At 68.2% G+C, this 22,525-nt stretch carries 17 protein-coding genes and 1 pseudogene; 5 read left to right on the forward strand and 13 right to left on the reverse strand.

Features of this window, described 5'->3' with window-relative positions:
- Positions 1-4: 4 nt before the first annotated feature.
- Together bioA and AB4059_RS06025 are read left to right on the forward strand one after the other, a co-directional pair.
- Positions 5-1,378: an adenosylmethionine--8-amino-7-oxononanoate transaminase gene (gene bioA / locus AB4059_RS06020; RefSeq protein ID WP_498977479.1), complete on the forward strand. Its 1,374-nt coding sequence runs from the start codon at positions 5-7 to the stop codon at positions 1,376-1,378.
- Positions 1,378-2,109, forward strand: a complete 732-nt coding sequence (locus AB4059_RS06025; protein ID WP_498977481.1) for a 16S rRNA (uracil(1498)-N(3))-methyltransferase — start codon at positions 1,378-1,380, stop codon at positions 2,107-2,109. The genes bioA and AB4059_RS06025 overlap by 1 nt, the downstream gene beginning before the upstream one ends.
- A 3-nt stretch (positions 2,110-2,112) precedes the next feature.
- On the opposite strand, the gene AB4059_RS06030 is transcribed toward AB4059_RS06025, so the two are convergent.
- From AB4059_RS06030 to AB4059_RS06040, 3 genes are read right to left on the reverse strand one after another with little or no spacing between them, the layout of a single operon-like run.
- The gene (locus AB4059_RS06030; protein WP_498977483.1) at positions 2,113-2,613 is read right to left on the reverse strand and encodes a chemotaxis protein CheW; all 501 of its coding nucleotides are present in this window, start codon (positions 2,611-2,613) and stop codon (positions 2,113-2,115) included.
- 20 nt (positions 2,614-2,633) lie between these two features.
- The gene (locus AB4059_RS06035; protein WP_498977485.1) at positions 2,634-4,319 is read right to left on the reverse strand and encodes a chemotaxis protein CheB; all 1,686 of its coding nucleotides are present in this window, start codon (positions 4,317-4,319) and stop codon (positions 2,634-2,636) included.
- Positions 4,312-6,684, reverse strand: coding sequence for a response regulator (locus AB4059_RS06040; protein ID WP_498977866.1), 2,373 nt, complete (start codon positions 6,682-6,684; stop codon positions 4,312-4,314). Before AB4059_RS06040 ends, AB4059_RS06035 begins: the two co-directional genes overlap by 8 nt.
- Positions 6,685-6,758: 74 nt before the next feature.
- On the opposite strand from AB4059_RS06040, the gene AB4059_RS06045 reads away from it, so the two are divergent.
- Positions 6,759-7,286: a pentapeptide repeat-containing protein gene (locus AB4059_RS06045; RefSeq protein WP_498977868.1), complete on the forward strand. Its 528-nt coding sequence runs from the start codon at positions 6,759-6,761 to the stop codon at positions 7,284-7,286.
- A 1,072-nt stretch (positions 7,287-8,358) separates the two neighbouring features.
- On the opposite strand, the pseudogene AB4059_RS06050 reads toward AB4059_RS06045, so the two are convergent.
- From AB4059_RS06050 to pilG, 5 genes and pseudogenes are all read right to left on the reverse strand, one after another.
- A pseudogene (locus AB4059_RS06050) lies at positions 8,359-10,500 on the reverse strand (FimL-related protein); the annotation flags it as partial.
- Between the two features lie 33 nt (positions 10,501-10,533).
- A complete protein-coding gene (locus AB4059_RS06055; protein ID WP_498977486.1) occupies positions 10,534-12,540 on the reverse strand; it encodes a methyl-accepting chemotaxis protein in 2,007 nt (668 codons plus the stop codon).
- A gap of 31 nt (positions 12,541-12,571) precedes the next feature.
- Positions 12,572-13,123: a chemotaxis protein CheW gene (locus AB4059_RS06060; protein WP_498977488.1), complete on the reverse strand. Its 552-nt coding sequence runs from the start codon at positions 13,121-13,123 to the stop codon at positions 12,572-12,574.
- A 13-nt stretch (positions 13,124-13,136) separates the two neighbouring features.
- A complete protein-coding gene (locus AB4059_RS06065; RefSeq protein WP_498960797.1) occupies positions 13,137-13,502 on the reverse strand; it encodes a response regulator in 366 nt (121 codons plus the stop codon).
- A 21-nt stretch (positions 13,503-13,523) separates the two neighbouring features.
- Positions 13,524-13,919 (reverse strand): twitching motility response regulator PilG, encoded by a 396-nt coding sequence (gene pilG / locus AB4059_RS06070; RefSeq protein WP_036169627.1) that lies wholly within the window; start codon positions 13,917-13,919, stop codon positions 13,524-13,526.
- A 201-nt stretch (positions 13,920-14,120) separates the two neighbouring features.
- On the opposite strand from pilG, the gene gshB reads away from it, so the two are divergent.
- Together gshB and AB4059_RS06080 are read left to right on the forward strand one after the other, a co-directional pair.
- On the forward strand, positions 14,121-15,083 hold the full coding sequence (gshB, locus tag AB4059_RS06075; RefSeq protein ID WP_498977490.1) for a glutathione synthase: 963 nt from the start codon (positions 14,121-14,123) through the stop codon (positions 15,081-15,083).
- A 27-nt stretch (positions 15,084-15,110) separates the two neighbouring features.
- Positions 15,111-15,992 carry an energy transducer TonB gene (locus AB4059_RS06080; RefSeq protein ID WP_498977492.1) on the forward strand — a complete coding sequence of 294 codons (882 nt, stop codon included), beginning with the start codon at positions 15,111-15,113 and terminating at the stop codon, positions 15,990-15,992.
- A gap of 400 nt (positions 15,993-16,392) precedes the next feature.
- On the opposite strand, the gene tsaB is transcribed toward AB4059_RS06080, so the two are convergent.
- Genes tsaB through mrcB form a run of 5 tightly spaced genes read right to left on the reverse strand, consistent with a single transcriptional unit; the run spans position 16,393 to position 22,433 of the window.
- Positions 16,393-17,091, reverse strand: a complete 699-nt coding sequence (tsaB, locus tag AB4059_RS06085) for a tRNA (adenosine(37)-N6)-threonylcarbamoyltransferase complex dimerization subunit type 1 TsaB (RefSeq protein WP_498977494.1) — start codon at positions 17,089-17,091, stop codon at positions 16,393-16,395.
- On the reverse strand, positions 17,088-17,489 hold the full coding sequence (locus AB4059_RS06090) for a VOC family protein (RefSeq protein WP_498977496.1): 402 nt from the start codon (positions 17,487-17,489) through the stop codon (positions 17,088-17,090). Before AB4059_RS06090 ends, tsaB begins: the two co-directional genes overlap by 4 nt.
- Entirely contained in the window at positions 17,482-19,470 is a 1,989-nt protein-coding gene (gene yoaA, locus AB4059_RS06095) for a DNA repair helicase YoaA (protein ID WP_498977498.1), read from the reverse strand. Before yoaA ends, AB4059_RS06090 begins: the two co-directional genes overlap by 8 nt.
- A gap of 21 nt (positions 19,471-19,491) precedes the next feature.
- Positions 19,492-20,016: a tetratricopeptide repeat protein gene (locus tag AB4059_RS06100; protein WP_498977500.1), complete on the reverse strand. Its 525-nt coding sequence runs from the start codon at positions 20,014-20,016 to the stop codon at positions 19,492-19,494.
- Positions 20,013-22,433 carry a penicillin-binding protein 1B gene (gene mrcB, locus AB4059_RS06105; RefSeq protein ID WP_498977502.1) on the reverse strand — a complete coding sequence of 807 codons (2,421 nt, stop codon included), beginning with the start codon at positions 22,431-22,433 and terminating at the stop codon, positions 20,013-20,015. The genes AB4059_RS06100 and mrcB overlap by 4 nt, the downstream gene beginning before the upstream one ends.
- Positions 22,434-22,525 lie beyond the last annotated feature (92 nt).

Raw genomic sequence — 22,525 nt, forward strand, 5'->3', positions numbered from 1 at the left:
ACGAATGGACAGCTTCGACCCGATGATAGCGCGCGACCTGACGGTGCTGTGGCACCCCTGCACGCAGATGCGCGAACACCCCGCCACCCTGCCGCTGGTGCCGATCGCGCGGGGCGAAGGCGCATGGCTGATCGGCATGGACGGGCGGCGTTACCTGGACGCGGTGTCGAGTTGGTGGACCAACCTGTTCGGCCACGCCGAGCCGCGCATCGCGCGTGCGATCGCGCAGCAAGCGGGCACGCTCGAACAGGTGATCCTCGCCGGCTTCACGCACGAGCCCGCCGTCGCGCTCGCCGAACGCCTGCTCGCACTGGCGCCGCGCGAACCCGGCCGCGCGCCGCTGGCGAAGGTCTTCTACGCCGACAACGGTTCGGCGGGCGTGGAAGTCGCGCTGAAGATGGCCTTCCACTGGTTCCGCAACCAGGGGCAGCCGCAGCGCACGAAGTTCATCGCGCTGGAGAACGGTTACCACGGCGAAACCATCGGCGCGCTCGCGGTCGGCGATATTCCGCTGTATCGCCGCGTGTATGCGCCGCTGCTGGCCGAAGCGCTCTTCGCACCGTCGCCGGATGCTTATCTGGCACGAGACGGCGAAACGCCGGTCGATTGCGCAGAACGCGCGGCAGACGGTTTGCGCGAAATTCTCGAGCGCCACGGCCACGAGGTGTGTGCGCTGATCCTCGAACCGCGCGTGCAATGCGCCGGCGGCATGCGCATGCACGATCCGCTCTACCTCAAGCGCACGCGCGAGTTGTGCGATGCGCATGGCGTGTTCCTCATCGCCGACGAGATCGCGGTGGGGTTCGGCCGCACAGGCACGCGCTTCGCGTGCGAACAGGCGGGCATCCAGCCGGACCTGATGTGTTTGTCGAAGGGTTTGACGGGGGGTTTCCTGCCGCTCGCGGCGGTCCTTGCGACGCAGGCGATCTACGACGGCTTCCTCGACGACTCGCGCGAGCGCGCCTTCCTGCATTCGCACAGTTACACCGGCAATCCGCTGGCGTGCGCGGCCGCCCTGCGCGCGCAGGCGATCTTCGATGAAGACGATGTACTCGTGCGAAACCAGGCGCGCGCCGCGCGCATGGCCGAACTCGCGGCATCGGTCGCGCAATCGCCGCACGTGGCCGATGCGCGCCAGGCCGGGATGATCGTCGCCTTCGAACTGACGAAGCACGGCGACAAGGCCACGCCCTTCGACGCGGCCTCGCGCGTGGGCCTGCACGCCTATCGCAAGGCCCTGGAGCTCGGCGTGGTTTTGCGCCCGTTGGGTGACATCCTCTACTGGATGCCGCCGTATTGCACCGACGATGATCAGCTCGACCTGCTCGCGCGCGTCACGCGCGAGGCCATCTTCCACGCCACGAAGGATGCCGCCTGATGCGCACCACGCGTGTGTTCGTCGACATGCCCTTGAAAGCGGGCGCGATCATCTCGCTTCCCGACGATGCCGCCGCTCATCTGGTCCGCGTGCTGCGCCTGCAGGAAGGCGATGCGTGCGTGTTGTTCAACGGCGACGGTGGCGATTACGCGGCGTCGCTGCTGGTCGCCAACAAGCGCAGCGTGGAGGTGCAGGTCGGCGCGCGTCGCGCGGTCGACAATGAATCGCCGCTGCGCATCGCGCTTGTGCAGGGCATCGCACGCGGCGAGAAGATGGATTGGATCCTGCAGAAGGCGACCGAACTCGGCGTGGCCTCGGTCCTTCCCGTGCAAAGCGACCGCAGCGAAGTGAAGCTGGAAGCCGACCGCGCGGTGAAGCGCCTGGCGCACTGGCGCAGCGTGGTGGTGTCGGCGTGCGAGCAGAGCGGGCGCGCGAGGGTGCCGTCGATCGCGGTCGTGCAGCCGCTGTCGGGTGTCGCGCAGGCATTGGAATCGCCGCACCGTTTCCTGCTCGATCCCGAAGCACAGCACACGATCGCCACGCTGCCGGCCATCGAGGGCGCGTGCGTGCTGGCGGTGGGGCCGGAAGGCGGCTGGTCGGAGCGCGATCGCGCCGTATTGCACGCGGCGGGGTTCACGGGCTTGCGCCTGGGGCCGCGCGTGTTGCGAACGGAAACCGCGGGCATCGCCGCGATCGCGGCGTTGCAGGGCCGGTTCGGGGATCTGGCCTGAGGCTTACGCGGCCGAAGCGGTCAACGCTTCGCCGATCATCGCCTCGATGCGTTCCAGGTCCGGCAGCAGGGCGTGGTCTTCGTTGAGCAGCACGCGCGCCTGCACGCCTTCGGGCAGTTGTTCGTCGGGGTCGCTGGCGTCGGTGATCACGGTCTCGCGCGACACCGTCACCAGGCGCGGGAAGCCCTGCGTCAACATCGCGAAGTACGGCGCCTTCGAATCGCCACCCAGCGCCTTGAGCACGATGACCTTGCTGCCCAGGCCGCCGGCTTCGCCGCTGGCGATGCCCGACAGGCGCGCGAACGCGATCAGCGGCAACTGCCAGCCGCGCCAGCGGATGCGGCCGAGCATCCAGTCGGGCGTGTTGGCGATCGGCTCGGGGTCGGCGTAGGACATCACTTCGGCGATCGTCGCGTTCGGCAGCAGCAGGCGGCCGCCGGCGATCTGGATGAGCACGCCCCGGACGTCGTGCGTTTGATGATCGGTGGCTTGGACGTTGGACATCGCGGTCATTCTCGAATGCGTCAAGCAGGCCAGCGCTGCAGCAGCGACTGGACGAGTTCCTGGGGCGCCGCGGCGTTGGCGCCGCGCGCGGACAAGGCCATCGGCGCGGCCGCGTCGTAGCACCCATCGGGCGATTGACCGGCGACGAGCGCGCCGCGTGCGGCGTGCGCCATCGCGGCATCGACGAGCGCGGGATCGGCGCCGCTCAGCATCAACACGGCGGAGTCCTCCGCCGGCAGCGCATCGAGCAGCGAGAAACCCGCGGCGAAATTCAGGCCGTGCGTACCGTCCAGGCCGAGCTCGGGCGGCACGATGTACACGTTGTTCGGGAAGATCTTCGTGCTCGCATCGGCCAGGTGCACCGGCAGGATCGACGCACGCGCCATCTGCTGCACGAGGCGGTCGTAGCGGCCGCCATCCAGGCGCTGGCTGATGAGCACCGGGCGCGGGAAGGTCGCGGGCAGCGCGGTCAGGATCTGGCGCACCGCATCGGGGCCACCGATGCCGGCGAGGATCAGCACCGCGCCCTGGTGTTCGCCGCCCGACGCGCCCGCACCCACGAGGGCGAGCGAGGAGATCTTCTTTTCCAGCGCGTCGAGGTTCTGCTTGAACTGCGCGGCGACCGGCGTTTCCTCCACGCGTTGCGTGGCGGTCGCGGGTGCATCGGTCAGGTCTTCGAGCGAAAGGTTGCCGAAGCTCGGGATCGCGCGCTCGGCCTGTTTGGGCGTCGGCGGCGCGTCGATGGGCGCGATGTCGAAGCCCATGCTCGGGAGTTCTTCCTTCGGCGCGAATTCTTCGGTCGGTGCGTTGCCCAGGTCGCGCAGCAAGGTGTCGAAGTCTTGCGCGGGTTCTTCGCGGAAGGTCGACGCGGCCGCTTCGAACGTCGGCGTATCGCCGGCGAAGTCCAGGTCGTTGATGTCGTCGGTGAAGGACAGCGCGCCGTATTCGGACGCCGCTTCACTGTGTTGCGGCGCCGCTGCGATGGCGGGCGCTTCGGGTTCGGCGGCTTCGAAATCGGGCAGCGCGAAGGAGAAGGTGTCTTCCTGTGTTTCCGCGGCGACCGGCGCTTCGAGAATTTCTTCGACTTCCGGCATCGCGACCACCGCGTCGATGGTCGGCATGTCGAATTCGATGGCGCCAAGGTCGAACGCTTCGACTGCGACGGCTTCGACTGCCATCGCTTCGATGGCCATCGCTTCGACGGCCGGCGGCGCGCCGATCTCCTCTTCGCGCGGCACCTGCGCGACGTGATCGTCGGCTTCGGCCACGAAGGTCGCGATGTCGGCGTCGACGTGGCGATCTTCCGGTTTTTCCGGACGGCCCGGGCGAGGCAGCGGGTCGGCGTCGGGCTCGCGGCCCGGCGGCAACACGTCGTCGTGGCGATGCAGCTTCGCCGACAGATGGCGCACCCAACGTGCGGCGTCCCAGCCTTCGCGGCGCGCGGCGAGATCGGCTTCGTCGAAGATCACTTCGATCGCGCGGTCGGCCAGCACGTCGTCGAACTTTTCCAACGCGTCTTCCACCGCCGGGTCCAGCGCGACGAGCACGGTTTCCACCGCGGCGATGCGCAGGGCTTCGGGATCGATGACCGACGGATCGGCTTCGATCACCACGTCGCCGCCGGCTTCGCGCAACGCGGCGCGCAAGCGCTCGCAGGCTTCACCGGGGCGCGCGAGCAGGGCGACGCGCGGGGACGGATCAGTCATTGCGCGGGCCACCCTGTTCGGCGAGCAGTTCGAACACGTTGCGGAGCAGTTCGTGCTCCTGGTACGGCTTGCCGAGGTAACGCTCCACGCCGATGTCGAACGCGCGCTGGCGATGCTTCTCGCCGGTACGCGAGGTGATCATGATGATCGGCACGTTGCGCAGGCGCGCATCGGCCTTCATCGCGGTGGCGAGTTCGTAACCGTCCATGCGCGGCATTTCGATGTCGAGCAGCATCAGGTCGGGCACGCGCTCGTCGAGCTTCTCGAGCGCGTCGACGCCGTCCTTCGCGGTGGCGACTTCGAAGTTGTGGCGTTCGAGCACGCGGCCGGTGACCTTGCGCATCGTGACCGAGTCGTCGACCACCATGACCAGCGGCACGCGGCGCGCTTCGACCTGCGGTGCCGGCGCGATGTCGCGCGGCATCGAAGCCTGGCGGCGCACGAGCGGTGCGACGTCGAGGATCACGACGACCGAGCCGTCGCCCATGATGGTCGCGCCGAAGATGCCCGGCACCGAACCGACCTGCGGGCCCACCGGCTTGACCACGATTTCGCGGTTGCCGACGACCTGGTCGATGCTGACCGCCGCGCGCAGTTCACCCGAACGGATGAGCAGCAGCGGCATCTGCAACTGGCCTTCGGCTTTCGCCGCGGCGTGGCCGAGCAGCAGGCCCAGATCGTGCAGGCCGTACTCTTCGCCACCGTAGCTGTAGTTCTCTTCGCCGGAGAGTTGTTCGCGGCCGATGCGGCCCACGCCGCGCACCGATGCGATCGGCACCGCGTACGTGGTTTCGCCGATCTTGACGAACACCGCCTGCGTGACCGCGAGCGTCTGCGGCAGGCGCAGCGTGAACGTCGTGCCTTCGCCCTGCCGGCTCTTGATGTCGAGCGCGCCGCCGAGCTGGCGGACTTCGCTGGCCACCACGTCCATGCCCACGCCACGGCCGGCCAGGCGGCTGACGGTGTCGGCGGTGGAGAAGCCCGGCTCCATGATCAGCGCGTCGAGGTCGGCGTCGGCCAACACGGCGTCGTTGCGGATCAGGCCGCGTTCTTCGGCGCGCTTGCGGATGGCGTTGCGGTTGAGGCCGGCACCGTCGTCGCCGACTTCCAGCACGACTTCCGAACCTTCGCGGCGCACCGCGATGCGGATCGTGCCTTCTTCGTTCTTCCTGTTCTTCCTGCGCTCGGCCGGCGCTTCCAGGCCGTGCGCGACCGCGTTGCGCAGCATGTGTTCCAGCGGCGCGGTCATGCGCTCGAGCACGTTGCGATCCAGTTCGCCCTGCGCGCCTTCGAGCTTGAGCTGCACGTTCTTGCCGGTTTCGCCCGCCGCCTGGCGGACGACGCGGCGCAGGCGCGGCACGAGTGCATCGAAAGGCACCATGCGCGTGCGCATGAGGCCTTCCTGCAGTTCCGAGCTCACGCGCGACTGCTGCAGCAGCAGCGTTTCGTACTGGCGCGTCAGGTCTTCGAGCGAGCCCTGCAACGACGTCAAGTCCGCGGAGGACTCGGCCAAACCGCGGCTGAGCTGCTGCAGGTTGGAGAAGCGGTCGAGTTCGAGCGGGTCGAACGTCGTGTCCGCCGTGTCCTCGCGCTGGTAGCGCGCGATGATCTGCGCTTCGGTTTCGATGTCCAGGCGGCGCAGCTGGTCGCGCAGACGCGCGTTGGTCTGCTCCATTTCGCCCATGGCGCCGCGGAAGGCGCCGAGCTGCTGTTCCAGGCGCGAGCGATAGATCGCGACTTCGCCCGCGTAGTTCACCAGGCGGTCCAGCAGGTCGGCGCGGATGCGCACCTGTTCCTGCGGGGCGCGCACGCTGCCGTCGTCGTCGTCGCCGACCGGCTGCGAATCCACCGGCGCCGACAACGGCTTGAGTTCGACCTTCGGCGTGTGCACCGGACGTTCGTAAGCCGGTTCGGCTTCCGGCTCGTAGGTGCGGCCCTTGGCGCGCGCGTCGAATTGCGCGATCAGGGCATCGGGCATCGCGATCGCGCGACGTTCGGCGACGCGCGTGACCATCGCATGCAGGCGGTCGAAACCGCGCTCGAGCAACGGGATGCCGTCGCGACCGAGTTCGGAGCGATGTTCGACCACCGCTTCGAGCAGCGATTCCATCGCGTGGCCGAGTTCGCCCACGGCCATGATGCCGGCCATGCGCGCGCCGCCCTTGAGCGTGTGCAGGTCGCGCTGCAGGCCGACCAGGTGTTCGCGCTCGGTCGGCGCTTCGCGCAACTGCGCGAGCAGGCCGTCGGAATGGTCGAGCAGGTCGCCGCCTTCTTCGCAGAAGATGTCGACGAGCTCGGGGTCCAGGTCGCTGAGGTCGAGCGCTTCGTCCGGATCGCCGTGGCCGGCCATCGCGTCGGCGAGCATCTGCGCGACGGCGGGTTCGGATTCGGTTTCGGCTTCCGCTTCGACGACGGGTTCTTCGACGGGTTCTTCAACCGGTGCGATCGGCTGCGCGGCTTCGGCCTCGGCACGTTCACGCGCCTGGCGCAGCGCGGCCTCTTCGGCTTCGATGCGCGCGTATTCGGCTTCTTCTTCGGCGGCGACGCGTTCGGCTTCGAGGCGTTCGGCTTCGACGCGTTCGGCTTCGAGGCGTTCGGCTTCGAGGCGCTCGGCTTCGAGGCGCTCGCCTTCGAGGCGTTCGGCTTCGATGCGCTCGGCTTCGATGCGTTCGGCTTCGATGCGTTCGGCTTCGAGGCGTTCGGCTTCGAGGCGTTCGGCTTCGACGCGTTCGGCTTCGATGCGCTCGGCTTCTTCGCGTTCGAAGGCGACACGCTCGGCTTCCAGGCGCTCGGCGGTTTCCAGCGCGTGGAGGCGCTGTTCGGCTTCCATGCGCTCGGATTCGAGGCGCTCGGCATCGAGCAACGAGGCTTCCAGCGCGGCCTGCGCATCCACGGCGGCCGCGTCGAAGGCTTCGCCCGATTCCATCGCGGGCGCTTCGAGCGACAGGTCCGACGCTTCCATCGTGATCGATTCGATCGACGCTTCGTCGAACGCCAGGTCGGCGCGCATTTGATCGTGCGTCGGCGTCTGGACCTCGCCATCGAGCACGATGTCTTCGAGCACGATCTCTTCGATGTCGTCTTCGGCTTCGCCGCCGACGATGCCGGCGTCGACCGGGATCTCCTGCGCGAGGTCGAGGAAGGCGGAGAGGTCTTCGGACACGACCATCGCATCGGTCGTCGCCACGCCTTCGCTTTCCGGCTGCGCGGCTTCGTCCTGCAACTCCAGGCCGGTATCGACCGGCGCCTGCGCTGCGAGGTCCGTGAACTCCGACAGATCCATGCCACCGGTGAGTTCGGCCGCTTCCATTTCGACCGGTTCGGTCGGCAGCAGCGGCATCTTCGCTTCGGGCAGCGAGTCGCGGAGTTCGGCGACCTGGCGCGCGAGCGTTTCGAACACCGGCACGCGCGGCGTGTCGGACTGCAGCGCATCGACCGTGCGGCGAATCGCCTCGGCGGTCGCGGCCAGCGCGGCCACGCCCTGCACCGTCGGCAACGCGTGCGCGGCGAGCATGCGCTTGATGTAGGTTTCGGCCGGGCCCGTCAGGTTGGTGATGGCCGGCACTTCGGTCATCGCGAACGCGCCGTTCATCGTGTGCATCGCGCGCAGCAACGCATCGTTGGCGGCGATCGGATGCGACTGCGCCTGCGCGAGCCACGCATCGATGGTGACCAGATGCCCGCCCACTTCGGTGCCGAGGATCTCGAGCAGCACCGGGTCGACCTTCGCGGCGATGGTCGGTTCTTCGTCGGCGACGATGGCGTCGGCGACGAGCGCCGGTTGTTCGGCGACTTCGACGATCTTCTCGACCGTGGCTTCGGCGATCGGCGCGGCCACTTCGACCACCGGCGCGGCGGCGGCGACATACGTCACCTCTTCGCCCGCGGCGACGCGATCGGCGATGGCTTCGATGCCCGCCAGGTCCGCCGTCAGCGGCGCTTCGCCGCGCAGCGCGGCGTGCAGGTGCGGCAGCGTGTAATAGGCCTGGTCGACGAGTGCGATGACCGCCTCGCTCGGCGGGCGCGTGCCGTCGAGCACGCGGTTGAGCATGTTCTCGATCTTCCAGCTGAACTCGCCCAGCGTCTTCGCGCCGACCAGGCGGCCCGACCCCTTGAGCGTGTGGAAGACGCGGCGGATCGGACGCAACTTGTCGTTGTCTTCCGGTGCCGCGCGCCATGCGGGCAGCATTGATTCCAGATGGCCGATCTCTTCCTCGAATTCCTCGAGGAACACTTCGCGGATCTCGTCGTCGATGTCGTCGCTGGTCGCTTCGAACCCGCCCGCGGCGCCGGTGGCGACCGGTGCGGGTGGCGCGATCGGCGTGGCGACCGGCGGCGTGGGTTCGGAAACGAACGCAACCGGCTCGGCGGCGACGGGCTGCGTCGGCGTGGAGACGATCTGCGTGGATTCGGCTTCGACGTCGGTGCCGATGTCGAACGTCGCTTCGGATTCGGCAGCCTTCGCCGCTTCCACTGCCGGCAGCGGCCAGTAGTGCAGCGTTTCCAGGCTCTGGCGCGCGATGTCGAGAATGCCCTCGCGGTTCGGGCGGTTGTCGCGCATCGCTTCGAGGTAGTACTCGATCGAGGCGAGCGCATCGGCGAGCGTGTCCAGCTGCTGGCCGTTCGGCACGCGCCTGCGCGCGAGCAATTCGTTCTGCGTGTAGCGCGCGACGCCGACGAGATATTCGGCCGGCTGCGGCACTTCGAGGATGCGCAGCGCGCCGCCGACTTCATCCAGCAGGCGCGGCACGTCGGTCAGCTGCGAATGGTCCCAGCTGGTTTCGACGAAGGCGACGAAGGCCTGGCGCGCGTCGGCGAAGTTGGCGATCGCCTCGCGGATCAGGATGTCGAGCACCTTGCGCGATTCGGAACCGATGGTGTCCGAGTCTTCGCTGTCGGCGCGACCCAGGCGTGCGACCTGGTCGTCGAGCGAGGCGTCCACGTAAAGCAGCGCGCCGGCGATGTCGAGCAGCGCGCCTTCGTCGGCGGAACGGTTGCCCGCGACGATTTCGTGCATGGCATCGCGCTGTTGCAGCACGACGTTGCGCGCGACGCCCAGGCCCATCATGCCGAGCGTGTCGGCGACGCGGCTGAGCGCTTCCACCTGCGGCTGCAGGTCGGCGACGCCGGTCTGCTTGGTGCGCAGATGCAGGTCGAGCGCGTCCTTGACGCGCAGCAGGTCTTCCTTGATCGCCGCCGCGACGGTGTCCAGCAGCGCGCGATTGCGACCGCTCAGGCTGCCGCGTGCGTGCGCGAGTTCGGATTCGGTCGGCAGTTGCGCGGCCAGGTCGAAGGTGTCGCGCAAGGCATCGAGTGCGTTGTGCGCCTGTTCGTTGTGGGCGACGTGGTAGAGCAACTGGCGCGTCGGTTCGGCGGTGGGTTCACCGCGCGGCGCGTTGAAACCATCGCCTTCGAAGATGTGGCGCGCTTCGCGTTCGACGCCGGCGAAGGCCTGGCGCAGCGCCTTGGTGGCGGGCAACGCACCGTCGCGCAGCGCGGTGGCGACCGACGAGGCCACCCACAGCATGCGGCGCGTGGCTTCGTGGTCGGCGCTTTCGAGCAGGCCGTCGATGGCCTTCGCGATGCCGCCGATGTTGGTCGGCGCACCGTCTTCGGGCCACTGTGCGAGGGCTTCGCGCAGCGCGGACAACTGCTGGCCCGCCATGAGCTGGCGGCTCTGGCGCGGCAGCGCCATCGGCGCGGGCAGGTGTTCGGGCAGCGGGCGGTCGAGGTTGGGCGCGAACAACACGCTTTCGCTCAGGCCCGTTTCGCCGCGCGCGGCGCGCAGCTCGTTGAGCAGCGGCAACAGGACGATCGGGATGTCCTTGTGGCCACCCTGCAGGCGCTCGAGGTAATCGGGCAGAAGCACGACACCGCGCATCAGCGCAGCGCAGGCTTCATCGCGATCGGCCACCGCACCGGCCGCGCCTTGCGGCACGACCAGGGCGAGCGCGAGGCGCTCCATTTCCTCGGCGACCATCGCCGGGGCGTACAGCTCCACCATCCGCAGCGTCCCGTGCACCTGGTGCAGGAAGCTCGCGCAGAAGCGCATGTAGTTGGTGTCGGAGGGATCTTCGGCGAAGGCCTCGATGTCCCTGCGCGCCTGGCGCAGGGTCTCGTCGATCTCCGGCTTGATCCAGCCGAGCGTGGTGGTGTCGATGGCGTCGCGCAACGCGGTCATGCCTTTTGATCCCTTGCAGCTGCTGCCGCGTTGTTAGGCAGGCAGCTTGAAGTCCGCGACCGAACGACGCAGGTCGGCAGCGAGCTGGGCCAGGTTGCCGATCGATTCGGCCGTCTGGCTCGCGCCCTGCGAGGTCTGCGAGGTGATCTGCTGGATGGTGTTCATCGTGGCGGTGATGTTCGCCGCGGCGCCGGACTGCTGTTGCGCTGCGGTCGAAATGCCCTGAATGAGGTTCGACAAGTCGGACGACACCTTTTCGATCTCGCCCAGCGCCGTACCCGCGTCTTCCGCCAGGCGTGCACCGGCGACCACTTCGGAGGTCGTCTGTTCCATCGAACTCACCGCTTCGTTGGTGTCGGACTGAATCGTCTGGACCAGCGTTTCGATTCGCTTCGTCGCGTTGGACGCGCGTTCGGCGAGTCGCTGCACTTCGTCCGCGACGACCGCGAAGCCGCGGCCCGCTTCACCCGCCGAGGCCGCCTGGATCGCGGCGTTCAGCGCGAGGATGTTCGTCTGCTCCGAGATGTCGTTGATCAGTTCAACGATCGAGCCGATTTCCTGCGAGCTTTCGCCGAGGCGCTTGATGCGCTTGGAGGTTTCCTGGATCTGGTCGCGGATCGAGTCCATGCCCGCGATCGTCTGGCGCACGACGCCGGCGCCCTTGGTCGCGATCTGCACCGAGCGCTGCGCCACGTCCGCCGATTCGGCCGAGTTGCGCGACACCTGGTTAATCGAGGCCGCGATTTCGGTGATCTTGTCGGAGGCCGAGTTGATCTCCTGCGCCTGGTGTTCGGCGGCTTCGGCCAGGTGCATGGCGGTGGCCTGCGTTTCCTGTGCGCTGGAAGCGACCTGCACCGACGTGTCGTTGATCGTGGCCACGAGGCTGCGGAGCTGTTCGACGGCGAAGTTGATCGAGTCGGCGATCGCGCCGGTCATGTCTTCGGTGACCGTCGCCTTCACCGTCAGGTCGCCTTCTGCGAGCGAGCCCATTTCGTCGAGGAGGCGCATGATCGCCTCCTGGTTGCGGTCGTTGAGTTCCTTGGTGGTTTCGAAGCGCTTCTGCTGCTGGCGCCACAAGGAGAACAACAGGCCGCCGAGCGCGACGACCAGCGCGATACCCGCGCCGAGCGTGACCAGCGGGTGGCCGACCGGGTTGGTGCTCTTGATCGAACCGAAGGCGGTCAGCGCGTCGAACAGGCTCTTGCTGTCGTCGAGCAGGGCGTCCGAACCGGTCGTGATCGAGGCGGCGGCCGACTGCGCGGCGAAGAGGTTGCCCGAACCGGCGAGGATCGCGTCGAGGTCCTTCTTCATTTCCGTCCACAGGACGTTGGCCTGGCCCAGCGCGCTGATCGCCGCGCCGTTGGACAGCTTCTGCACGTTGGCCGAACCACCGTCGCGCAGGCCCTTGAGGACGTTTTCGAACACGTCGGTATCGCGCTTGAGCGCGTCGCCGGCGAGCGAGGCGGTCGCGCCACCGGCGCGGATCTGCGTCACGCGCTGGGCCATGGTCGATGCGAGCACCACCTGGCGCAGGGCGATGTAGACCTGCGAGGAGGGTGCGCCGCCGGCCGACATCGCGCGCACGACTTCGTCGAGCTGCGCCTGGAGCTGCGGGACCTTGGCGGTGAACTTGTCGGCGTGGCCGGCGAATTCGACGACCGTCTTTTCGGCGCCGATCACCTGGTCGGCGCTGCGACCCAGCGGCGCCCACGTGGCGGCGACCTTTTCGATCGGACCGGAGACGCCGGCCTGGTCGCCGTAGCCTTCGCGCAGGCGGGCCACGTTCGATTCGATTTCCGACTTGGTCGTCTTGAACGACGCGAAGGCTTCGGGCTTGCCCGAGACCGCTTCACGGCCCTGGACCGCCATCTGCTGCGAGAGCACCTGCAGGCTCGCGGCGTTGGCGTTGGCGCCCGACAGCTTGCTGCTGCGGTAGGTCGCGACGCCCGTGTTGCCGGCGAGCAGGACCAGCGAGAGGACCAGCAAGCCGATCCACGCCGTCGTGCCGATGCTGCGGCCCTTTTCCATCATCGTGCTCATGTCGAACCTCTATATGTCTTGCTGATGCGGCTCAGGCCGCGGCTTGTCGGAATTCGGGAGTGCGGGCCAGCAGCGACAGGCTGAAGACGCCCCACGGGTGTTCGCCCAGGCGGTAGGCCCGGTCGATGAAATGCGAGTAGCGGCCTTCTGCCAGCCCGTCGGTGGCGATCTGCTGTTCGTCGACGAAGGAACGCTGGCCGTACAGCTCGTCGATGGTCACCGCGACGTCGCCGCCGGCCTGGCGCACGATCAGCACGCGCTGGCCTTCGTGCAGCACGGTGCGTTCGCCTTCGAGGAACTGCTTGAGGTCGACGATGGGCAGCAGGTTGCCGCGGATGTTGGCCACGCCGAGCATCCACGGCTGCGCGCCGGGCACCGGCGTCACCGGCGGGAGCGGCAGGATTTCCACCACCTCGTCGAAGCCGGAGGCCAGGCGATGCTTGCCGATGCGATAGCCCACGCCGCGCCACAGGCCGGGCGCTTCGAGCTGTTCGGGCAGGCCCGCGACGTGCGAGAGGCTGCGGCGCTCGTAGTCCGCGATGACCTCGTACGGCGAAAGGCGCAGTGGGGTCGGAGCGGTCATCACGGCCATGTCCTTACGCACCCAGAAGTTCGTTGATCCGCGCGATGAGGCTGGGCTCATTCGGCGGCTTCACGATGTAGTCCTTGGCTCCTTGCCGAAGTCCCCATGCCTTGTCGGTCTCCATTCCCTTCGTGCTGACGATCAGCACGGGGATGGCGCTCGTCGCGGCGTCTTTCGACAGCGCGCGCGTCGCCTGGAACCCGTTCATGCCGGGCAGGATCACGTCCATCAGGACGAGGTCGGGCAGCTCGCGCTTGCAGACGGCGATGCCGTCTTCGGCACTCGCCGACGCAAGGACCTGGTGGCCGTTGCGTTCAAGCAGCTGCGTGAGGACCGCCGTATCGGTCGGCGAGTCCTCGATAAGAAGGATTCTTGCCATGTTGCTGCCCTACCCCCCGGTTCAGGCTGTGACGTGCTTGCGAATGGCGTCGAGCAGTTCTTCCCGAGTGAAAGGCTTGGTCAGGTACTGCTCGGAACCGACGATGCGACCCCGTGCTTTGTCGAACAGGCCGTCCTTGGAAGACAGCATGATCACGGGTGTCGACTTGAACATCTGGTTGTTCTTGATCAACGCGCAGGTCTGATACCCGTCGAGGCGGGGCATCATGATGTCCACGAAGATGATCTGTGGCTGGTTGTCGGCGATCTTGGCGAGCGCCTCGAAACCATCGGTCGCGGTGACGACCTCCGCACCCTCGCGCTTCAACAGCGTTTCGGCGGTGCGTCGAATCGTCTTCGAGTCGTCGATGACCATCACCCTCAAGCCACTGAGGTTGGTCGTCGCGTCTTCCTGCATCACGGGATCCCCTTCGAATCGCACGTCGCTCCCCCATTTCCCGGCGCCGCTGCGGTCACTCTATATCCCAGACCATTGAATCGCCGTCAAGCGGAAATTCAGCTTGATTCGCAAGGCAACGCATTCACACGCATGCCGGCGGGGGCGCGGGATGCGCGCCTGCTAACATCCGGCGCCATTGCCGCTGTCGCCAAGGCCCACATGTTCGACGTCGTCGTGGTGATGGACCCCATCGGGTCGATCAAGATCGCCAAGGATTCCACGTTCGCGATGCTGCTCGAGGCGCAACGCCGCGGGCATCGCCTGTGGTACGTGCTGCCTGGCGGGCTCTGGGTCCGCGACGGGCGCGCGGGGGCCACCGCGGCCCCGCTCGAAGTGCGCGACACCTACGGCGACCACTACAAACTGGGAACTACGTCACACTTTGAGCTGGGTTCGGGGCACGTGGTGCTGATGCGCACCGACCCACCGGTCGATACCGACTACCTCAACGACACCCAGGTCCTGGGCCTGGCGCAGGGCGCCGGCGCGCTGGTCGTCAACGATCCGCAGGGCCTGCGCGACCTCAACGAAAAGCTGGGGTCGCTCGAATTCCCGCAGTGCTGCCCGCCTTCGCTGGTCTCGCGCGATGCCACGGCGCTGAAGGCCTTCGTCGCCGAAGTGGGCCAGGCCGTGGTCAAGCCGCTCGACGGCATGGGCGGCCGATCGATCTTCCGCGTCGCCGCCGGCGAGCCGAACGTCAACGTGATCCTGGAAACCATCACCGCCAACGGACGCCACCAGGCCGTCGCGCAGAAGTACCTGCCGGAGATCGCGCAGGGCGACAAGCGCATCCTCCTGGTCGACGGCGAGCCGATCGACTATTGCCTGGCGCGCATTCCCCAGGGCGACGAATTCCGCGGCAACCTCGCCGCCGGCGGCCGCGGCGAAGGCCGCCCGCTGAGCGAACGCGACCGCTGGATCGCTGCCCAGGTCGGCCCGGAGATGCGCCGCCGCGGGATGGTCTTCGTCGGCCTGGATGTCATCGGCGATTGGCTGACCGAAGTGAACGTCACCAGCCCGACGTGCATCCGCGAACTCGACGCACAGTTCGGGATCAACATCGCCGGTACGCTGTTCGACGCGATCGAGCGCCGCGCCGCGGTGGCCTTCGCCAAACGCTGACGCCAGAGCCGAAGACCGCCCGACCCGATGTCCGCCGTCGCCGCCCCGCCCCCGCCGCCGCAGATCGGCGACAACGCACGTCTCGGCGCGACGGCGGTGTTCTCGCTGATCCTGCACGGGATCCTCGTGCTGGGCGTGGGCTTCGCGCTCGACGATGCGGCGCCGGTGCTGCCCACGCTCGATGTCATCCTCACGCAGGTCCAGAGCCCGCTGACGGCCAAGCAGGCCGACTTCCTCGCGCAGGCCAACAACGCCGGCGGCGGCGAACACGACAGGGCCTCGCGCCCCGGCGAAGCGCAGATCGGCATCGCCGACAGGCCAACGCCGGGCGTGGCCACGCAACCCTTGCGCCGCCAATCGCCGGCACCGCAACCGCCACCCGAAGCGCGCGTGATCACCGCGATGCGCAGCGACACGCACACCACGCAACCTCTCGACACCCCGCCGCCCGTCGAAGCGCCCTACCCCGAAGGCCGCGCGAAGGTCGAGCGCGACATGGAGATGGCACGCCGCGCCGCCGAGATCCAGTTGCGCAGCGAGGCCTACGCCAAGCGCCCGAAGCGCAAGTTCGTTTCGGCGAGCACGAAGGAATACGCGTATGCCGCGTACATGCGCAATTGGGTCGACCGCGTGCAGCGCGTGGGCAATCTCAACTATCCGGATGAAGCGCGCCGCCGCCGCATCGGTGGCCTGCTCGTCATCAGCGTGGCGATCCGCCGCGATGGCACGGTCGAGAAGATGTTGATCGTCGAATCCAGCCACGTGCCGATGCTCGACGAGGCCGCGATGCGCATCGTCAAACTCAGCGAACCCTTCGCGCCCTTGCCCAAGACGCCGGAAGACGTCGACGTGTTGCACGTCACGCGCACCTGGCAATTCATGCCGGGCGGTGAGTTGATCGACCGCTGAGTTTGCGCAGGACCCCGGCTACGCGCCCAGCATCGCGCGCTGATACCGGGAACGGATGTCGCACGCGATTGGCGAGAAGCGCCTCGAAAGGCCCCGCCAACATGCGGGACGCGATCAACGCCCCGCTCCGGCAGTGCGGGACATTGCGAGCGCAACGCCGTGCACGCCCGATTCCCGACGAAAACGCCGAGCCGGAGCGACGCAAGCCTTCCACCGTGTCCTGCAGCGCGTGCGTCGGCGAACAATCGCCCCAGGTCACGGCCACGCGTTCGTGTACCCTGCCGAGCGCCGGAGAATTCGAACCTGCGTCCATCGCCTTGCTTCCGATCGCAATTCGCGATCGCAAGGCGCATTTCAGCCCGGTGGCGGCCGATCCGCCATTGTACTTTCGTGCAAAACCTCAGCGCCGCTTTGCGCGGTTCGCTTCCTGTTCCACCAGCGTCAGCGCGACGTTGTCGCGCAAATACGCGGGCTCCGCGCGCTCCGGCGCCACGCCTTCGCCACGCTTGAATGCCTGCGCGGCGAGGCGCGCGACGTCGGATGCGCGCGGCAAGGCCGTCGCGTCGATGCGCGCGAAGCGATGCGCGCGCGTATTGCGCAAGTGGCCATCGAGCGCGTCGAAGCCGGTCCCGACGCCGACCCAATCGTTCGAGTCATCGGGCAGCACCACCGCATCGGGCGCCAGCACGCGCTCGACATCCAGCGCGAACGCGTTGTCGCCTTCGCAACGAAATGCGGCCGCGTACACCTCGCCCATGCGCGCATCGATCGCGGCGAGCACATGCGGCGCGCGCGCCTGCAAGGCGAGCGCGGCCAGCGTGGACACCGGCACGACCGGCCGATCCAACGCGAGCGCGACGCCCTGCGCCAGGGCGATGGCCAATCGGACGCCGGTGAAAGCACCCGGCCCGCGCCCGACGGCGATGGCATCGAGCGCGGTCCGCGCGATGCCGGCCTGCGCGAGCATTTCGTCGGCCCACGGCAACGCGAGTTCGGCGTGCCGGCGCGGCGCGAGTTCGAAGCGTTCGCACACTTCGCCATCGACCCACACGGCCACCGAACACGCTTCGGTCGCGGTTTCGAATGCGAGCAGTTTCACGCCTCGGGTTCTTCCGGCGGTTGTTGCCACAATTCGATGAGGCCGCCTTCGGGATCGACGACGTAACCGAACTTGCCGTACTCGCTGTCCGAGTAACGCTCGTCGAGTACCTGGCAGCCTTCTTCCTTCAACGCGGCCAGCACGCCGTCGAGATCGTCGACGCGCATGTTGATCATGTAGGGCTTGTCGCTGGGCTTGAAGTGGTCGGTGGTCGCCTTGAACGGCGTCCACACGCTGTAGGCCGGCGAGCCGTCGTCGCGCTTCCACTTGAAGATATGGCCGCCCCATTCCTCCGAACCAACACCGAGGTGTTTCGAATACCAGGCGGTGAGCGCCTTGGGGTCCTGCGCCTTGAAGAAGATCCCGCCGATGCCGTGGACGCGGGGACGATCAGCCATGGGAGCGCTCCTCGAGGATGGGTGGGAGGGATTCTGCCGCAAAGAACGCGGCCACGTCGGCCACCTCGCGCGTGCGCGCGAACGGCGGCAGGGAGTCGAAGAACACACGGCCATAACTCTTGCCGATCAGGCGCGGATCGCACAGCACCAGCACGCCGCGGTCGGTTTCGCTGCGGATGAGGCGGCCCACGCCCTGCTTCAGCGCGATCACGGCCTGCGGGAGTTGTTCGTCGCGGAAGGGGTTGCCGCCGCTGCGGCGGATGGCGTCCAGGCGCGCTTCGAACACCGGATCGTCGGGCGCGGCGAAGGGCAGCTTGTCGATGACCACGACACTCAGCGCATCGCCGGCGACGTCGACGCCTTCGCGGAAACTCGCCGCGCCGAGCAGCACGCCGTTGCCCGATTCGCGGAAGCGCTGCAACAACACGTGGCGCGGTGCTTCGCCCTGCACGAACAAGGGCCATGGGCCCTCGCGCAACGCGGCGGCCGCTTCGCGCAATGCGCGGTGCGAGGCAAACAGGACGAACGCGCGTCCCTTCGAGGCTTCGAGCACGGGCGTCAATGCATCGATGACCGCCGCGCCGTAATCGCGCGACATCGGTTCTGGCATGCGCGGCGGCAGGTAACACAGCGCCTGCGCATTCCAGTCGAAGGGACTGGGTTCGAGGAGCGTTTGCGGATCGTCGAGGCCCAGGCGCGTGCGCAGGTGATCGAAACCACCAGCGACGGACAGGGTCGCGGACGTGAACACCCAGGCGGCATGCGAACGCAAGCGGTGATCGCGCAGCGGGCCCGAGACATCCAGCGGTGTGCGCTGCAGGCGGAAGCCGCGCGGCGAGAGTTCGAACCACAACACGTCGCCTGCGTCCGGGTCGCCCGCCTGCGCGAAATCATCGGCATCCGGCGACTCGACCCAACGCTTCAAACGTCCCGCGAAATCCTGCGCGCGCGCGTGGGCCGCCTCGAAACCGGGCGATGCCTCGCGCAGCCCCGACAAGGCCTCCACGAAATGGTGCAGGCTGTCCATCAACTGCGCGCATGCCTCGCGCACGGGTGCGTCCTGCAACGCGCGTCCACGCGTACCGCGCGTGGGCAAGACTTCCATCGCCGCGCGCAGCACGCGCGTGGCCTGTTCGAGTTGCTGCGCCGGCCCTTGCACGGTGGCGATCGACGCGCTGACATCCTTGCATTCGCCGATCGCATCGCGCGCCAGTTCGACCAGCGGCCGCGCACCGATCCCTTCGCCGAAAAACTGCGCGGCCAGGTCCGGCAACTGGTGCGCTTCGTCGACCACGAAGGCCTGCGCACCCGGCAGGATTTCGCCGAAGCCCTCCTGCTTGAGCGCGAGATCGGCGAGCAACAGGTGATGGTTCACCACCACGATGTCCGCGGCCTGTGCACGCGCGCGCGCCTGCACCACGAAACAATCCGACCAGAACGGGCATTCGCTGCCGAGGCAATTCTCGGCGGTGCTCGTCACCATCGGCAGCAGCGGCGAATCCTCGGGCAGCGCATCGAGTTCGGCCATGTCGCCCATGCGCGTGCGGCCGCTCCACGACACGATGCGCTGGAACTGCGCGATCTGCTCGCGGTTGGCGAAGCGCGGCTCGCCCTTCGCACGTTCGAGGCGATGCTTGCACAGGTAATTCGCGCGGCCCTTGAGCAGCGCGGTCTTGATCGGCGTGCCGAGCGCATCGCGCACGCGGGGCAGGTCGCGCAGGAACAACTGGTCCTGCAGCGCGCGCGTGCCGGTCGAGATGATGGTCTTCAGGCCCGACAACAGGGCCGGCACGAGATACGCGTAGGTCTTGCCGGTGCCCGTGCCGGCTTCGGCGAGCAGCGTGCCACGCGCATCGAAGGCATCGGCCACCGCAGCCGAAAGCCGCTGCTGCGACGCGCGCGGGACGAAGGCGGGAATGGCGTCGGCGAGCGCGCCGCCTTCGGCGAGCGCGTCGCGCGCGGCGGCGGACAGGTCGGACATCGTGCCTATCTTACGGCCGCATCAATACCGCGGTGGCGCGGTCACCCTGCACGCGTCGCGTTCACGTTGCGCATCGGCGACGGCGGCCGAATCGCCATGCTCCAGGCGCACCACGCGCACGGTTTCCCAATGGCGCCGGCACAAGGGGCCGACCCTGGCGCCGACCTCGATGGCCTGGCGCGCGAAACGTTCGGCGCCGTCCAGATCGCGGTTCAACACCGCGGCTTCGGCGCGTTCCTGCAGGATCGCCGGGTCGTCGCCGACCTGCTCGATCGCCTCGTCGAGTGATTTCACCGCGTCGGCGGGGCGGCCTTCACGCTCGGCGCGCGCGGCCTCGTTGCGCAGGCCTTCGACCATCGGGTCGCGCAGCGGGCGGATGGCGAGTTCGTCCTTCGCATCCTCCGGGCCCGCGGCCGCGCGGATCTGCGCGACGAGCGCGACCGGATCGTAGGCGGGCGCGATGCTGTCGGCCGCCGGCGGCGGCGCCGAGGCGCAGGCGCTCAGGCCGACCACGCACGCCACGACGAATGCGAAACGCACTTTCATTGCCCGTCCTGCGGCGCGGGCTGCGCTTGCGGCTGCGGCGGCGGTTGCTGCTGCGATTGTTCGTCCTTGCCGAAGCCGAACCAGTCGCGCCAGCCACTGGATTCGTCGGCGCTCTGCGCCTGCACGCTGCACGGTTCGAACGGAGGCTGGAACCCGGCGACGAACGCGAAGCGGCGCGCGCCCGGGCATTCGGCGTTGGTCGCGTTGCCGCCGACGACCCACTGCCAATCCAGGCCCTTGTCGCCGATCTCCAGCGGCCGGCTCGGCAGCCGCGAGAAGATGCCGGACCACACGCGCATGCCGCCGGTCGCGCCGTACAGGCCCGTCGGTTGGTTCTGATCGTTGCCGACCCAGATCACCGCCAGATGGTCGCCCGTGTAACCGGCGAACCAACTGTCGCGGCTGTCGTTGGAGGTGCCGGTCTTGCCCGCGGCCTGCAAACGCCCGAGGCCGTCGCTCACCAGCGGACGCCCCGTGCCCGAGGTGACGGCGTGTTGCAGCGCCGTTCCGATCAGGCGCGCGGCGATCGCATCGCCTTCCTGCGCGGGCGCCGGTGCGATGTCGTAACGCGTGAGCGCCTTGCCGTTCGCATCGAGCACGCCGCGCACGGCATGCAGCGGCTGGATTTCGCCGCCCGAAGCGAGGAATTGATACAGCTGCGCCATCGCGTACGGGCTCTGGTCGACCGCACCGAGGATCAGCGCCGGATTCGGATCGGCTTCGATGCCCGCCAGCGCCTTGATCAGCGCGGCCAGGCGGCGCGGATCGACCTGCATGCCCACGCGGACCGTCGCCTGGTTGTAGGACATGCCGAGCGCATCGATCATCCGCACCAGGCCGTGGCTGCGGCCGTCGGAATTGCCCGGCGTCCAGCGCTTGCCGCGACCGAGGGTGACCGCCACCGGGGCATCGTCGACGAAACTGGCGAGCGAGAATTTGTTCGGCTGCGCAAGCGCGAGCAGATACACGAAGGGCTTGAGCAGCGAACCCACCGGGCGCTGCGCTTCCACCGCGCGATTGAAGCCCTGCTCCTGGAAACTGCGGCTGCCCACGACGGCGACGACATCGCCGTTGTGGACGTCGGTCACCACCAGGCCGGCCTGCAAGGGCGGGCGCTTCTTGTTTTCGACGGCCTTCAGCGTGCGCGTCACGGCGCCTTCGGCATACGCCTGCGCCGAGGGCGACATCGCGCTGAGCACGGTCAGGCCCGCGCCCTGCAGCGCATCGGCCGGATAGTCGCGCGCGAGCTGGCGACGAATGAGGTCGACGTAAGCCGGGAAGCGATTGGCGATGTTCACCGGCGTCTTGGTCACGCCGAGCGGCGCGGCTTTGGCGCGCGCGTATTCCTCGTCGTTGATCAGCCCGGATTCGCGCATCTTGCCCAGCGCGAAATTGCGGCGCTCGGTCGCGCGTTCGGGATTGCGGCGCGGATCGTAGAGCGACGGGCCGCGCACCATGCCGATCATCAACGCGATCTGTTCGGTCGACAGATCGCGCAGGTCGCGGCCGAACCAGAACTCCGACGCCGCGGCCACGCCGTGGATCGCCTGCGAGCCCTGCTGGCCCAGGTAGACCTGGTTGAAGTAGGCCTCGAGGATCGTCTTCTTGTCGTAGCGCGCTTCGATCAGCAGCGCATAGAGGATTTCGTTGAACTTGCGGCTGAAGGTCTGTTCCTTGCCGATGCCGAGCAGGCCGCTGCGCGCGAGCTGCTGGGTGAGCGTGCTCGCGCCCTGGCGGGCTTCGCCCGAGCGCAGGTTGACCCACATCGCGCGCGCGATGCCGGACAGATCGATGCCGTGGTGGCGGTTGAAGTCGCGGTCCTCGACCGCCTGCAGGCCGGTGACGAGCAGTTCGGGCACTTCCTCGATGCGCACGATGCGGCGCTCTTCCTGCTGCTGGCCATAGAGCGTGGCGATGCGCGCCGGATCCAGGCGCGCGGCCTTGATCGCCTGCTTGCGCGCGTGGTCGCGCACGCTGGCCACGCGCGAACCCGACAGCACGATGTCCACTTGCCGCGGCGCGACCTGGCCGTCGACATCGAAGAAGCCGCGGCTGGCGATGCGCCAGCGCCCGCCGTCGTGCGAATAGGTGCCGGGGCGCACGCCCGCGCCATCGTCGCGATAGCCGGCCGCTTCCAGTTCGGTCTTCAGCGTCTGCGCATCCATCGCCGTGCCGGTGTGCAACACCAGCGGGCGCGCGTACACGCGCGTGGGCAACTGCCAACGCAACTGGCCGAAGCGTTCGCCGACCTGGTGGTTGAGGTAGATCGTGTACGGAATCAGGAAACCCAGCCCCAGCCCGACCGCGGCCAACCCCCAGGTCAGCAGCCTGCGGCGCCAGCCCGGCACCGGCGCCGGGCCGTGTCCGTCGCGGCCGTCGTCGTCTTCGTCGTATTCGATCCGCGGGGATTTGGGCATTGGGTCTTCAGGGAAAGCCCGCTGGCCAAGGGCCGGGGCGATGCGACAATGGAGCCGCGAGTCTAGCGCAGGGCCTTGTCCACGCCAGTTCG

The organism is Lysobacter sp. 2RAF19 (assembly GCF_052115395.1).
Lineage (GTDB): Bacteria > Pseudomonadota > Gammaproteobacteria > Xanthomonadales > Xanthomonadaceae > Noviluteimonas.

Excerpts from the sequence above, each read along its gene's own strand:
- AB4059_RS06100 (WP_498977500.1), bottom strand. The coding sequence starts at position 20,016 with ATGAAAGTGCGTTTCGCATTCGTCGTGGCGTGCGTGGTCGGCCTGAGC.
- AB4059_RS06060 (WP_498977488.1), bottom strand. The coding sequence starts at position 13,123 with ATGACCGCTCCGACCCCACTGCGCCTTTCGCCGTACGAGGTCATCGCG.
- pilG (WP_036169627.1), bottom strand. The coding sequence starts at position 13,919 with ATGCAGGAAGACGCGACGACCAACCTCAGTGGCTTGAGGGTGATGGTC.
- gshB (WP_498977490.1), top strand. The coding sequence starts at position 14,121 with ATGTTCGACGTCGTCGTGGTGATGGACCCCATCGGGTCGATCAAGATC.
- AB4059_RS06090 (WP_498977496.1), bottom strand. The coding sequence starts at position 17,489 with ATGGCTGATCGTCCCCGCGTCCACGGCATCGGCGGGATCTTCTTCAAG.
- AB4059_RS06040 (WP_498977866.1), bottom strand. The coding sequence starts at position 6,684 with ATGCTCGCCGACGCGATGGCCGGCCACGGCGATCCGGACGAAGCGCTC.
- bioA (WP_498977479.1), top strand. The coding sequence starts at position 5 with ATGGACAGCTTCGACCCGATGATAGCGCGCGACCTGACGGTGCTGTGG.
- AB4059_RS06080 (WP_498977492.1), top strand. The coding sequence starts at position 15,111 with ATGTCCGCCGTCGCCGCCCCGCCCCCGCCGCCGCAGATCGGCGACAAC.
- AB4059_RS06025 (WP_498977481.1), top strand. The coding sequence starts at position 1,378 with ATGCGCACCACGCGTGTGTTCGTCGACATGCCCTTGAAAGCGGGCGCG.
- yoaA (WP_498977498.1), bottom strand. The coding sequence starts at position 19,470 with ATGTCCGACCTGTCCGCCGCCGCGCGCGACGCGCTCGCCGAAGGCGGC.
- AB4059_RS06030 (WP_498977483.1), bottom strand. The coding sequence starts at position 2,613 with ATGTCCAACGTCCAAGCCACCGATCATCAAACGCACGACGTCCGGGGC.
- AB4059_RS06055 (WP_498977486.1), bottom strand. The coding sequence starts at position 12,540 with ATGAGCACGATGATGGAAAAGGGCCGCAGCATCGGCACGACGGCGTGG.
- AB4059_RS06035 (WP_498977485.1), bottom strand. The coding sequence starts at position 4,319 with ATGACTGATCCGTCCCCGCGCGTCGCCCTGCTCGCGCGCCCCGGTGAA.
- mrcB (WP_498977502.1), bottom strand. The coding sequence starts at position 22,433 with ATGCCCAAATCCCCGCGGATCGAATACGACGAAGACGACGACGGCCGC.
- AB4059_RS06065 (WP_498960797.1), bottom strand. The coding sequence starts at position 13,502 with ATGGCAAGAATCCTTCTTATCGAGGACTCGCCGACCGATACGGCGGTC.